Source organism: Paenibacillus flagellatus (genome assembly GCF_003217775.1).
Lineage (GTDB): Bacteria > Bacillota > Bacilli > Paenibacillales > NBRC-103111 > Paenibacillus_AB > Paenibacillus_AB flagellatus.
This window is the reverse complement of the sequence record NZ_QJVJ01000009.1, coordinates 146,328-159,106: the sequence shown is the minus strand read 5'-3', so window position 1 is coordinate 159,106 and position 12,779 is coordinate 146,328. Positions and strand designations below refer to the sequence as shown.

Genomic DNA, 12,779 nt, shown 5'->3' with positions numbered 1-12,779 from the left:
GCATGCGAACGAACAAAAGCTATTACGCCCTGCTCGGCCTTCTCGCGTTCGGCCCTCACTCCGGCTACGACGTCAAGCGCCGGATCGAGCAGCAGCTGAGCCACTTCTGGAGCGAAAGCTACGGTCAAATTTACCCGAACCTGAAAAAGCTCGTCGAGGAAGGGCTCGCCACGACGAACGTCCTCGTCATGGGCTTGATGTATCAAGCGACGAAGTCGCTTTATCTGTCGATCGGCTTTCACTTTGCGTGGGACTTTTACAGCAAGCTGATGGGCGAAGGCGATACGCCCGGGCTGCTCGTGTACAGCGTCCGCACCGACTCGCTCAACGACAAGACCGCCCTCGTCTGCCTTCCGCTGCTGGCGGCGCTCGCGATCGTCGTCGGTTGGATCGGCTCGCGCGCTCGATCCCGTTCGCGAAGCGCCTGATCCGCTCTTATGGTATAATTCGCCCTATACGACCGATGCTTTACGAACCCATTAACCGACGGCGGTGGAACGGGATGCTATTTTTCAGCAAACTTTTAATCCGGATTATCCGCATGAGCAACCGCGTCGTCTTCTTGGCGGCCGCCCTGCTGCTCCTGCTAAGCTCATTGCTCGCCTGGCTGCTTGAGCCGGATACGTTTCAGCATCCGTTCAACGGCTTTTGGTGGGTCATGACGACCGTAACGACGGTCGGCTACGGCGACTTTTACCCGAAAACGGTTCCCGGCAAGCTGCTCGGCGTTTTCCTGTACCTGTTCGGCATCAGTCTGATCTCGATCGTCATCAGCAAGATGATCGACTTCGTCTTCGCCTACAACCGCAAAAAGGAGGAAGGCAAGTTGCGCTACAAGGGCAGCAACCATTTCGTCATGATCGACTGGAGCAAGCATGCCGAGCTCGCCATCCAGGAAATCGCGACGAGCGACCCGTCCGCCGAAATCGTACTGATCGCCCAGTTGGCGAAAACGCCCGTCGATCTGGACCGGGTCCATTACGTCCAAGGCAACCCGGTGCAGCGCGAAACGCTGGAGCGGGCGAACCTGGCCGAGGCGAGGGCGGTATTCATCTTCGCCGACGAGACGACGGAGCACCAGCACGTCCTCCGCGACAACGCCTTCATCGACGGCAAGACGCTCTTGATCGCCACGACGATCGAGCGCCACTTCGGCCATCTCCATACGATCGTCGAGGTGCGGGAACGAGAGAACATCCCTTCTTTCACCCATGTAAAAGTCGATGAATTCATCGTCGGCTCGGAAACCGTCTCCCAGCTAGCGGTTCGCTCCGCCTTCGATCCGGGCGCCTCGAAGCTCGTCTCGCAGCTGTTGACCCGCCGGGATGCCGGCGACCTGCACCGGATCGGCAAGAAGCCGAACTGGATCACGTACCGCGACGCGTTCGACGAGCTGCTTCGCGAGGGCGCTACGCTGATTGCCGACGGAGATCGGCTCGACATCAACCGCCGGCTGGACGAGACGATCCCCGCCGATGCGCGGCTGTTCGTCGTCTGCGATCAAGAGACGTACCGGCGGTTGACCGGCTAAGCGCTCGGCCGAACCGTCGTCGCCATGGTGCCGTCCTTCCTTCTCGGGAGGACGGTTATTTCGTTTGCCGTCCGGCGTATCGAACGCGCCGTCCATTTACATACTATGGAAGTCGAACGATCGACCGTGTGTATATATTTACCAATCGGGACGGGAGGACGGCCGTGAATAGACGCGGTAAGCGGACGCCGCGGGCGATGGTCAGCTTTTTCGGCGTCAGTTATTTGCAAAGGCAAAATCCGTTTATGGTCGCCTGGTGGTCCGCCGCGTTTCCGGGCTTCGGTCATATGGTGCTGAACCAATACTTCCGCGGCATCCTGCTGACGTTGTCGGAGGTCGTCATCAACACGCTGGCCCGGATCAACGAAGGGATGGTGTACTCGTTCTGCGGACAGTTCGAGCTGGCCAAATCGACCATCGCGCCTCGTTGGACGTTCGGTTATGTCATCATCTATTTGTTCGCCATCTGGGACAGCTACCGGTCGGCCGTCGTCCAGAACAAGCTCATCGCGCTGGCCGAAGCGGAGAACGTTCGAATCAACCGGTTCGCCCTGCACCCTGTGGAGGTTCAATATTTGGAGCCCAAAAGCCCGTTCGCCGCAAGCGTCAGCTCCTTCTTCTTCCCCGGGCTCGGACAGCTGTACAATCACCGACTTTGTCTCGCTTTTTACGGCATGTTCTGGTGGTGGGTGTACATGGGGCTGTCCCGCTCCCACGAATCGTTGATCGCACTGCTCCAGGGCCGGCTCGCCGATTCGATCGCCATGCTGCACCCGCACTGGCTGTTGTTCATGCCTTCCGTCATGGGCGGAGCGGTATACCACGCGTACTCGACGGCCTCCGAGCACAACCGGCTGTTCCGGATCGAGCAGCGCCAGCATTTCGCGGAACGATACCGGCATTCCGACGTTCGTATTTTTCCATAGCGGGAGGGGAAGCACGTTGTTGATCATCGGCACGTTCGAGCATTCGTTCGAACTGGAGCAGGCGCTGGCCGAGCTCGAGCAAACCGGGATCGAGCGCCGATATATGATGGTCGTCCCGATGGACGCCGATCCGAAGGAATCGTTCGTGCGGACGGACGTCTCCGGCGAGCAGAACCGCAAGCCGATCGAAGCCGGCATGGCGTGCGCGACGGCATGCTGCGTCATCGGGACGAGCGTCGGCTTCCGGCTCGCATGGGGACCGCTCATCTGGGGGCTGATCTCCACCGTGATCGGATTCGCCGCAGGCTTCGGCACGTTCAAGGCCGTTCAAAAAAGCGAAGGACGCAAGCCGCCTTCCCGGCTGCCGGAAGTGACGATCATCGTCCAATGCCGGGAGGAGCTGTCGAATCCGGTTCGCCGGATCATGTGGCGGTACCGGGCGATGACGGTAGGCCGGCTGCCCGAACCGCAGTAATGCGCCGTCCGGCGCCCAAGCGTAGCGCCGCCGATTACGGATGCGCCCCTTCGCGCAGCAGCAGCTCGCGGAACACCTCCGTCGCCCGGGTATGGAAGTCGGCGGCCGGGATGACGACGTAAAACTGCCGCGACACCGGCGTTCCCGCGACGTCCAGCACCCGCAGCGTACCGAGCGCCAGCTCCTTGCGGATCGCCCAGCCCGACAGCAGCGAGACGCCGAGCCCGGCCTCCACCGATTCCTTGATCAGCTGAGTGCTGCCGAACTCCATTCGGCTTCGCGGCTCGAATCCGAAGCGCGCGAACATCGACTCGGTCGCCTTGCGCGTCCCCGATCCCGATTCCCGGACGATCCACGTCTCGTCCGCCAGCTCGTCGATGCCGAGCCTGCCCCGCTCCGTCTGCGCCAGCCGATGGCCGGCCATGGCGACGACGTGCATCCGGTCCTCCGCGAACGGCTCGATGCGCAGCCGCTCGTGCGGGAATTCGCCTTCGACGACGCCGATATCCAATTCCCCCGCAGCGACCGCCTCGGAAATGTCCTTCGTATTGCCGATCGAGATGGCCGGCTTCACGGACGGATACAACGACTGCAGCCGGGCGATGATCCGCGGCAGCGCATATTCGCCGAACGTGTAGCTCGCCCCGATCGCAAGCCGGCCGCTCGCCTGGTGCAGCAAATCGTCGACGAGCGACTGCATGCGGCCGTACAGACCGACGATCTCTTTGGCATGCCGGTAGACGATCTCCCCCGCCTTGTTCAGCCGCACCTGCTTCCGGTCCCGCTCCAGCAGCCGCGTCCCGACCGTCCGTTCCAGCGCCCGGATATATTGGCTGACCGCCGGCTGTGTCATATGAAGCTCCTCCGCCGCCCTCGTAAAATGTTTCTTTTCCGCCACCGCAATGAATACGATCAGCGCTTGATCCATTCGATTCCCTCCGCGCCCGATTCTCGCCCTTCCATAACCGTTTACTTATGCAAATCATCATAACGATTTATTTCCCTTATTTCAATGCCGCGCGTATGCTGGAATAGAACGAAAACGGAGGTGCGGACGAATGAACGTGCAATCGACACCGCCACTGGCAATGGAAACGATCGATTATGGCAGACCGAGGCCGGGACTGGAACAGCCGTCGCGCGCCCGCCTATGGATAGCAGGCGTCGCCTTCACGCTGACGCTGGCGCTGCTCGGCTGGGGGCTGGCCCGCTTGCCGGGCTTCGACCGGGCGGGGCCGCTGGCGTGCGCGATCGGCATCGCCGTCGCGTACCGTCATTTTCACGGTTACCCGGAGCCGCTGCGCACGGGTATCCGTTTTTCCTCGAAAACGCTGCTGCGGACCGCCATCGTCCTGTTCGGACTCAAGCTGAACGTCGACACGGTGCTGCGCGACGGCATCGGGCTGCTCGCCCGGGACGCCGCCGCGATCGTCTTCTCGATCGCGCTTACGGTATGGCTCGGCCGACGGCTCAAAGCCGACGCCGGCTTGTCGCTGCTGCTCGGCATCGGAACGGGCGTCTGCGGGGCGGCCGCCATCGCGGCGGTATCGCCGATCGTGGACGCGAAGGAGGAAGACACGGCGATCGGTGCAGGGATGATCGCGCTCGTCGGCACCGTCTTCGCGGTCGCCTATGCGCTGCTGCGCCCGCTTCTGCCGCTCGACGCGGCCGCATACGGCGGTTGGGCCGGCGTCAGCCTGCACGAGCTCGCGCACGTCGCGCTGGCCGCCGAGCCGGCCGGACCGGACGCGCTCGCGGCGGCGCTGCTCGCGAAGCTCGGGCGGGTATTTTTGCTCGTCCCGCTCTGCTTTGTGCTCATCGCCTGGAGGAAGCGGTCGGGCTCGCATCAATCGGGCGTCAAGCCGGAGTTCCCGTTGTTTTTGCTCGGATTTATGGCGGCCAGCGTCATCGGCAGCTACGTGCTGGGCGTACGGGTTCCGTTCCCGGCCGGCTTGGCGGACGGCTTGTCGGTCGCGACGACGCTGCTGCTGGCGATGGCGATGGTCGGTCTCGGGCTGAACGTGGACCTGCGCCGGCTCCGCTCCAAGGCGCTTCGCCCGCTGCTCGCCATGAGCGTCACGTCGGTGCTGCTGTCGGTGCTCGCGTTCTTCGCGGCATAAGACGGCACCCATGCAAAAAGGCACCCGTTCCGGGTGCCTTTTTGCGGTCCTACGATCAATACGCCAGCGTAAATACGCCGTTAATATGCGACAAATACCGGATGTTGCTCGCTTCCTTCATCAGCGAAGCCGGCAAGCCTTTCAGACGGGTTTGGTTGCCGCCGATCGTGCCGATCGCGTCCTTGCGTCCGAGGCTCGCAAGCGTACCGGAGAATACCGGCTTGAACGACTCCATCGTCGCGCCTTTGAAGTACGCGTAGATGTTGTAGCCGATCAGTTCGCCCATTTGCCAAGCGAGCTGCGCCGTCGGCGGGTACGGGCGTCCTTCCGGGCTCATGACGACCGCGCTGTCGCCGGCCAGGAAAATGTCCGGGTGCGACGTCGATTGCAAGCTTTCCGTGACGGTAGCACGTCCGCGGTTCACTTCGATGCCCGAGTTCGCTACGACCGCATTGCCTTGTACGCCGCCGGTCCAGACGAGCGTATTCGTCTCGATCGAGCTGCCGTCCTTCAAGGAAACGGACGTTTCCTTCATTTCCGTAATCGCGACGCCGATCAGGAACTTCACGCCGCGCTTTTCGAGGCTCGACTGGGCGCGCTGCACCAATTCCGGCGCGAAGCCGGCCAAAATCGACGGACCCGCTTCCACGCAGTAGAGCGAGATGTCGTTGAAGTCGACCGCGTACTTGCGGCACAGCTGCGGCAGCATGTCGGCGAATTCCCCGACCAGCTCGATGCCGGTCAGGCCGCCGCCGCCTACGACGAACGTCGCGTCCGCCTTGTTGTTCGAGATGCTGTAAGCTTCGATGCGCGCTTCGACGTGGGCGCGAAGCTTGTTCGCGTCGTTGACCGACTTCAGCGTGAAGCTGTGCTCCTGCAGTCCCGGAATGCCGAAGAACGCCGTTTCGCTGCCGAGCGCGACGACGAGCAGATCATACTGAAGATAAGCGCCTCCCGCCAGCTTCACTTGCTTGTTGTCGGGGGAAATTTCCAGCACGGTGTCGACCATCAGGTTCACTTGCTTGCCCTTGAGCAGCTTCTCGAGCGGCAGCGCCACCGCCTTCTCCGACAGGTTGCCCGCGGCCAGACGATGCAGCTCGGTGATGATTTGGTGCGTCGGGAACCGGTTCACGATCGTAATCGTCGCTTCCTCGGCCGACATATATTTGCGCGTCGTCAATGCAGCGAGCAAACCGCCGTACCCGCCGCCCAATATTACTATTTGCTTCGACATACTCATCCTCCGTCCTGAATGTACGCGTCCTTAATTAACCTTGTTGGTTCCGACGTTCGCCGAGCACTTCCAGGAACGCTTGCGCGTAACGGAGCGTCTGCTGCACTTGCGGATCCTTCAGCATTTTGAGCAGCCCGAACAGCCCGATCGTACCCGACTCCGCTTGCGAGCGGTCGCCGGCTTCGATCGCGGCGGAGGCGAGGCCTTTCGCTTTTTCGGTGATCGGCCGGACCATTTCGTCGAAGCCGCCCTTCAGATCCTCGATCAGGACGCGGTCGGTGACGACGTTTTGCACCAGATCGTACGTTTTGGTCAAGATGGTGACCATCTCCGCCAGCTTCGGCAAGTTGTCGACGAGCACCGTTAGCGATTGCTGCACCTCCGGCTTCATCAATTGATCGAGCACGTCGGTCGTAGGAGCCGTCGCGGCTTCCACGGGAGCAAGAACTTGTTGCGCGGATGTTTCTGACATAAGTAAACGTCCTCCTTTGCTTTGAAAATAGAAGCCCGCTGTTTCCCGATACCTGTTCAAGCAAGGCAGACGTCTTGTCGTCTTAGCAAGAAATCCGGATGATGGCTTTGAAAAGCTTGATTCGGAGCGATTGTTCCATTTTTCACAAGCAATGCCCGAATGAGGATGCTTTCGCATCCGTGTCGTCATCACAGGTGTTCTGCCGGAACTGCAGTCTTCCCGATCAAGAGCAGGAACAGGTATGAAACGAACCCTATGTGATTCTTATTATACCCCCGATCCGAAAATTAGAGAAAAATCAATTTTCGACAATTGTGAACATTTTGTGTCCGTCCGCTGAAAAGGAGGGCGGAACCGACAAACCCCGCCTCTCCCGGAAGAACAATCATCCTCCGGTTCCTCCATCTTCCTCCGCCGATGTCGTCCCGAACATCGCCTCCCCGATCGTGCGGCAAACCGTCCCGGACCTCCACTCGTCCGGAAGCAGCATCCGGTAGCCCGGCTGCACGAACCGGTCGTCGACGAGCACGAGCGTCCCCCGGTCCGATTCCGTCCGGATGAGCCTTCCGCCGGCTTGCATGACCTTATTCATGCCCGGATAGCGGTAGGCGTAGTCGAAGCCGTTCCTCCCCGTCTCGTCCGCCTGCCGCTTGATCAGCTCCCGCTCCAGCCCGACCTGGGGCAGACCGACGCCGACCACGACGACGCCCGTCAGCCGGTTTCCGGTCAAATCGATCCCTTCCGAGAACACGCCCCCCATCACCGCGAACCCGATTACCGGCTGCTCCCCTTCCTCGCGAAACGCTTCGAGAAACGCCGAGCGCTCCTCCTCGGCCATGCCGCTGCGCTGGACAAGCGTCCGTACGTCGGACGGCTTCTCCTCATACGCTTCGTATACGGCGTTCATATACTCGTACGACGGGAAGAAGACGAGCGTGTTGCCCGGCCTTTTGCCCATCAGCTCATGCAGCATGGCGGCGATCGGTGCGACCGAGCGGCCGCGGTCCGCGTAACGGGTCGACAGCGGGAGGACGTACACCTCCAGCTGCTCCTTCCCGAACGGCGACGGAATCGACATCGTATAATCGTCCGCCTCGCCTCCGAGCATGTCCCGATAGTAGCCGAGCGGGGACAACGTGGCGGAGAACGCGACGAGCGAACGGTACCCTTTGACCGCCTGACGGAGCAGCATCGACGGGTCGAGACAGAACAGCTTGAGCCGGACGTCGTTTCTCGCGAATTCCGCATAAGTCACGAACCGCTCGTCGTAATATCCCGAGGTGCGGATCATGTTCTGGGCGGCATAGTACACGTCGGTCAAAAGCTTCGTCGTCTCGTCGGCAGGCGAACGGGCCAGCTCCCGTCCGGCCTCCTCCGCGAACGTCTCGAGCAAGCCGACCAGCTCGGCCGGCGCTTCCGCAGACGTGAAGACGCGTTCGTCTCCTTGCCCTTTGCGCAGCGCAATCAACCAGTCGTTGACCGCCTTGACCGCCTCGTAGAGCGTGCGGTTGCGTCCTTTCGCAAACCTCTTCAGTTCAACGAACGGAGCCTTCGTCAGCTCGGCCGAAAACATGTCCCGCCCCCGGTCGACCAGATTGTGCGCTTCGTCGACGAGCACGGCGGCATGCCGCTTCTGCTCCTCGAACAGCCGCTTCAGCGACACGCGCGGATCGAAGACATAGTTGTAGTCGCATACGATCGCATCGGCCGCATACGCCGCATCTAGCGACATCTCGAACGGACAAACCCGGTGCTTGCGGGCGTACGCTTCCGCGATTTCGCGGGTAATGGCGATTTCGGAGCCGAGCAGGTCGAGCAGTGCACCATTGATCCGGTCGTAGTAGCCGTCGGCGTACTCGCAATACGCTTTGTCGCACCGCGTCTCCTCCTTGAAGCAGATCGCTTCTTTGGCGGTGATCGTCACCCGCCGCAGATGCAGCCCCTTCGACTCCATAAGCGAAAAGGCGTCCTCCGCCGCCGCGCGTGTCGTCGTCTTGGCGGTCAAATAAAAAAAGCGCTGCAGCACGCCCTCGCCGATCGCCTTCACGGCGGGGAACAGCGTCGAGATCGTCTTCCCCGTCCCCGTAGGCGCCCGGGCGAACAGCCGCTTTCGCTCCGCGATCGCCGTATAGACCGCCCCGGCGAAGCGGCGTTGGCCTTGACGATAGTCCGCATAAGGAAACGACAGCGCCTTCGCGCTCGCATCGCGAAGCTTGGCATGTCGTATTTGCACGGCCGCGAACGGAGCGTACGTGCGGACAAGCTCGCGGACGATCGCCTCCAGCTCCGCCAAAGCGTACGACCGCTCGAACCTTCGCTGCTCCCCGGACGTCCGGTGCACGTACGTCAGCCGGACGCGCATGCCGGGCAAGCCTTCGGCTCGCGCGTACAGGTACGCGTAGCATTGGGCTTGCGCCCAGTGGACGGGTGCCCCCTCGCTCTCGGCGGCGCTCCAATCGCCGGCCGTCGATTTGATTTCGTCCACGGTCGCGATCGCGCCGTCCTCGTCCGCAAGCAGCCCGTCGCACCTTCCGTCGATCCGGAACACGATGCCCTCGTGCTCGACTTCGCCCGAGACGTACACTTCTTTCCGGTCGGTCTCGCGGTACGTCTCTTGAACGGCGCGATGCGCCTTCGTGCCTTCGACGAGCGCCGCCGCCGTCCGGAAGCCGGCCTCGATGCTTCCGCTCCGGTGAGCGTACTCCGCCAAGGCGCGAACCGATATGTCGATCCTGTCCGTCATGTCCGACCCTCCGCCGGTTGCTCCGGCGCCGGTCCGACCGGCGCGCGTTTTTCTCCACTATACCACACATACGTTCGCCTCGCATGCAACAAAAAAACTCCCGGTCCGGGAGTGTGAATCTGTCCGCCGTCCCTTCTCAGGCGAACGACGGCTTGCGCAGCGAACAGGGGAACGCTTCCTTCGCCAGCTCCGGATCGAAGCGGCTAAGCCCGTGGAGGAAGTAGCACGTTTCGGGAAAATGATGCTCCAGAAACCGGAGCGTCGTCTTGTTGAGCAGCGTCGTCCCTTCGTACCGGGAGACGACGAGCCGGATGAACTTGTTCATCGCGATCGCGGCTTCCCCCGCATCCTTGGCAAGCAGCCGCTCGCGGGGCATCCCCGGCGGCGAGAAGCGAAGGTATCGTTTCATCTGCCGGTTCTGGACAATCAGGGCGGAGAACGTCTCCACGTAACGGTCGGTTTCCCGGAGAAGTCCCGCCTCTACCGGGTCGAGCACGTTGCGGAGCAGCACCGCGTGGCCGAGCTGATCCTCCAGCCACAGATCGAGCAGCTCCACGAGCGGCAGCGGCTCGGGCAGCTTGCCCTGCATGTACGCCTGCAGCAGCCGCAAATATTCTTGGTTCTCGTTCAACGTGCCGTTGAAATAGGTCGGCGACAAATTGATCCGCACCTCGTTAAAAATGCGCAGACGCTGAATATGCCCTTCCAGCTGGAAATAGCCGTAGGCGACAGGACCGATCTCGCCGGCCATGGCGATCATCTCCGGCGAGGACGCGTCCCGGTCGGTCGGAACGTTCCGCAGCCGGCCCGCCAGCCGGGCGAAGGCGTCGATATACCCTTGCGCCGCGGCAATCCACTTCTTCTCCTCGGGCGACAAATGATCGCGGACGAATATGGCATGGTCGCCCAAGATTTCCAGCCAAAACGCATGCTCCTCCCAGACCGTAATCGGCGGCTGACCGTTCGCCATCGGACGGCTCCCCCTTCCGCGCTGCAGAGTCTTCCCCTCATACGTATGCGTTACGCGCGGAAATCATGATGGGCTCAGCCGGTCGCCAGCTTGATCAGCTCCGGATATTCCTCCAGATAGCCGTGGCGCCGCAGCTCCTTGAGCGCCTTCCGGATGCCGTGCTCGTCTTCACCGGACTGGCCGGACAGCTCCTGCAGCTCGGCCATCCGAACGTGCGGATGCTCCTTGCAGTAGGCGAGCAGCCCTTTCGCCGCCCAAGACAGCCGGTCGTCGGCGAATTCGCCTACGATTTGCCGGAACAGCTTGTGCGACACCAGCTTTTGCTCCGTCAAGCTTTGCAGCGCCTTCGTCGCCTGCTTGGCCGTCATCCGGCCGTACTTGGCGATTTCGGCCAGCGTCGGCAGCGACGATTCCGCCGCGAACGCCTTCAAGACGATATACACCATCTGGCTGTACAGATCGAGCTGAGGCAGCTGGAACATTTCGGTGGAAAGGGTAAAGTTCCGCGTATTGTCGGTCGCTTGTACATTGGACATGCGTATCCCCTCTTTCCTTATTCGTTAGGAAACGTTACGGCCGGGTGTCGGCGCGCGGGCCGCCGTCGAACGGACGATCCGGCGCAAGCTTGCCCGCGTTATGCTGCGCTTTCCGGAATAGTTCCGCCATATCCAGCTTCGGTTTCGGATCGGGCTTCGCCGCTCCCGGGGATTCGCCGCCGTCATCGGGCCCGCTGCCTTCCGCTACGAAGCCCTCGGCCGGACGCTCGTCCTTGGCCGGCTTCTCGAGGCCGAACGGAACCGCCGCCGTAAACGCGACATCGTCCTCCGAATCCTCAACCGTCGATTGCGGCGAATTCCACGGCGACCGCCGTTCCCGGTCGCCCTCTTCCAAGCCGAGCACATAGTTCGCTACGATCTCCATGACGCCTTGGCTGAACGCGCCTTCCGCCTTCAACCGGTTCAAATAATCGATGACCGCGGGCGGGGTATCCGTCGGCACATACAGCGTCACGTCCTTGCCGGGCTTGACGAATACGGTCGAGCGCCGTTTTCTCAAGTGGGCTCGCTCCCCGCCTCCGATTCCGGACCGGCCGCCGCCGCTTCGCCGCCGTGGCGCAGCGCATGGTCGAGCAGCAGAAACGTGCCGCGCGCGTTGCGAAACTGACTGTATTCCGCCTCGTCGAACCGGAGCGGCAGGCCGAGCTCCGCGTTCAGCTTCTCGATCCACGGCTGCAGCACGATCGCGCCCCCGCCGATAAACCAAAATTCGTTCGCATAGCGGACATGCTTCCACGCATTCCGTGCGTGCTTCAGCACCTTTTCCGCCAAGATGCGCATATGCCGGTTCACCAGGTTCGTCATATCGAACACGACTTTTCCTTCGGCGACGATTTCGTATTCCTTGCGGACGAGCATGTGCGCGAGCTCGGCGGTGCTCGCGATCAGCTCCTCGCCTTGGGCGTTGACTTCGTTGCGGATATGCTCCAGCGCGTCGTTCAGATGAATTTTCGTCCCCGTCGAATGGCGCTGGTCGAGATCGAGTCCCGGCCGGAAAAAGGCGATGTCCATATCGACGCCGCCCACGTCGGCGATGCCGAAGCCTTTGTGCGACAGCTGCGATTTCGACGTCGCCTCGATGTCGTACACGCCGGAGACGTCGTCGATGCCGATGTCGATCGGCAGCGTAAATTCCATCTCGACGGTGACGCCTTTATAGACCGGCGTCGTCACGAACGTAACGGTGTGGACGCTTCCCGTAATGCGCGCGGCGAATTCCGTGCGGAACTTGGCGATTTCGCTGATCGGCAGCCCGGTTCCGAGCCGCACCGCCGCCTTGATCCGCTTGCGCCCTTTCTTGATCGCATCCTCGTGCTTGCGGGCGACCGCGTAGGCTGCACCCGTCAGCAGCGTCACCATCGTTTCGGGTCGCTGCGCCTTCTTTTGCGCCGCCTTGTCCCCGACGATTTCGTGCACGATCCCTTCGTCGCCGATCGCCAAGTTCCCGACATAGACGTGACGGTACCGCTCGCTCTCGATCGCGGGCGACGTCAGCTGCACGTCCAGAAAATCGAGCGGCTCTCCTTGCTCGGTAAGCAGAAACCGTTCCCCCACCGGTTGCGCAACCACGTTGGGGAACAGAAACGCGTTGCTCATATCGTCATAGATGCCTTTAATATGGCTGCTGCCGTTATCCATCGATAGAGTGATGGTAGTGGTAAGCGTTTCGTTCTTAGCCAACTCTACTCTCCTCTCGTCCTACGGATCTGGGTTCTATCTATAAACGGTTCGAGACGGCCCGTCCGAATTGG

13 protein-coding genes are annotated in these 12,779 nt (G+C 61.7%); 5 read left to right on the top strand and 8 right to left on the bottom strand.

What is annotated here, in order from left to right; genetic code table 11:
* Nucleotides 1-2 precede the first annotated feature (2 nt).
* The 4 genes from DLM86_RS20300 (at nucleotide 3) to DLM86_RS20285 (ending at nucleotide 2,932) form a co-directional block, all read left to right on the top strand.
* The gene (locus DLM86_RS20300; protein ID WP_110841889.1) at nucleotides 3-428 is read left to right on the top strand and encodes a PadR family transcriptional regulator; all 426 of its coding nucleotides are present in this window, start codon (nucleotides 3-5) and stop codon (nucleotides 426-428) included.
* A 35-nt stretch (nucleotides 429-463) separates the two neighbouring features.
* Entirely contained in the window at nucleotides 464-1,531 is a 1,068-nt protein-coding gene (locus DLM86_RS20295; protein WP_281272178.1) for a potassium channel family protein, read from the top strand.
* Nucleotides 1,532-1,695: 164 nt separating this feature from the next.
* Nucleotides 1,696-2,457 (top strand): hypothetical protein, encoded by a 762-nt coding sequence (locus tag DLM86_RS20290; RefSeq protein ID WP_245954746.1) that lies wholly within the window; start codon nucleotides 1,696-1,698, stop codon nucleotides 2,455-2,457.
* A 16-nt stretch (nucleotides 2,458-2,473) separates the two neighbouring features.
* Nucleotides 2,474-2,932 (top strand): hypothetical protein, encoded by a 459-nt coding sequence (locus DLM86_RS20285; RefSeq protein WP_110841886.1) that lies wholly within the window; start codon nucleotides 2,474-2,476, stop codon nucleotides 2,930-2,932.
* Between the two features lie 34 nt (nucleotides 2,933-2,966).
* On the opposite strand, the gene DLM86_RS20280 is transcribed toward DLM86_RS20285, so the two are convergent.
* Nucleotides 2,967-3,860: a LysR family transcriptional regulator gene (locus tag DLM86_RS20280; protein WP_110841885.1), complete on the bottom strand. Its 894-nt coding sequence runs from the start codon at nucleotides 3,858-3,860 to the stop codon at nucleotides 2,967-2,969.
* Nucleotides 3,861-3,990: 130 nt separating this feature from the next.
* Here DLM86_RS20280 and DLM86_RS20275 point away from each other — a divergent pair, with 130 nt between their 5' ends.
* Nucleotides 3,991-5,052: a YeiH family protein gene (locus DLM86_RS20275; protein ID WP_110841884.1), complete on the top strand. Its 1,062-nt coding sequence runs from the start codon at nucleotides 3,991-3,993 to the stop codon at nucleotides 5,050-5,052.
* A gap of 55 nt (nucleotides 5,053-5,107) precedes the next feature.
* Here the strand turns inward: DLM86_RS20275 and DLM86_RS20270 are convergent, their stop codons facing one another.
* The 7 genes from DLM86_RS20270 to DLM86_RS20240 all read right to left on the bottom strand — a co-directional run bounded on the left by DLM86_RS20270 (nucleotide 5,108) and on the right by DLM86_RS20240 (nucleotide 12,708).
* The gene (locus DLM86_RS20270; RefSeq protein WP_110841883.1) at nucleotides 5,108-6,286 is read right to left on the bottom strand and encodes an NAD(P)/FAD-dependent oxidoreductase; all 1,179 of its coding nucleotides are present in this window, start codon (nucleotides 6,284-6,286) and stop codon (nucleotides 5,108-5,110) included.
* Nucleotides 6,287-6,320: 34 nt separating this feature from the next.
* Nucleotides 6,321-6,758, bottom strand: a complete 438-nt coding sequence (locus DLM86_RS20265; protein ID WP_110841882.1) for a DUF1641 domain-containing protein — start codon at nucleotides 6,756-6,758, stop codon at nucleotides 6,321-6,323.
* A gap of 385 nt (nucleotides 6,759-7,143) precedes the next feature.
* Nucleotides 7,144-9,501: an ATP-dependent DNA helicase gene (locus DLM86_RS20260; protein WP_110841881.1), complete on the bottom strand. Its 2,358-nt coding sequence runs from the start codon at nucleotides 9,499-9,501 to the stop codon at nucleotides 7,144-7,146.
* Nucleotides 9,502-9,637: 136 nt separating this feature from the next.
* On the bottom strand, nucleotides 9,638-10,471 hold the full coding sequence (locus DLM86_RS20255; protein ID WP_110841880.1) for a DUF2935 domain-containing protein: 834 nt from the start codon (nucleotides 10,469-10,471) through the stop codon (nucleotides 9,638-9,640).
* A gap of 74 nt (nucleotides 10,472-10,545) precedes the next feature.
* Nucleotides 10,546-11,007 (bottom strand): hypothetical protein, encoded by a 462-nt coding sequence (locus tag DLM86_RS20250; RefSeq protein WP_110841879.1) that lies wholly within the window; start codon nucleotides 11,005-11,007, stop codon nucleotides 10,546-10,548.
* 34 nt (nucleotides 11,008-11,041) lie between these two features.
* Nucleotides 11,042-11,527, bottom strand: coding sequence for a hypothetical protein (locus tag DLM86_RS20245; RefSeq protein WP_110841878.1), 486 nt, complete (start codon nucleotides 11,525-11,527; stop codon nucleotides 11,042-11,044).
* Nucleotides 11,524-12,708: a ParM/StbA family protein gene (locus tag DLM86_RS20240; RefSeq protein WP_146250264.1), complete on the bottom strand. Its 1,185-nt coding sequence runs from the start codon at nucleotides 12,706-12,708 to the stop codon at nucleotides 11,524-11,526. Before DLM86_RS20240 ends, DLM86_RS20245 begins: the two co-directional genes overlap by 4 nt.
* Between the last annotated feature and the right edge of the window lie 71 nt (nucleotides 12,709-12,779).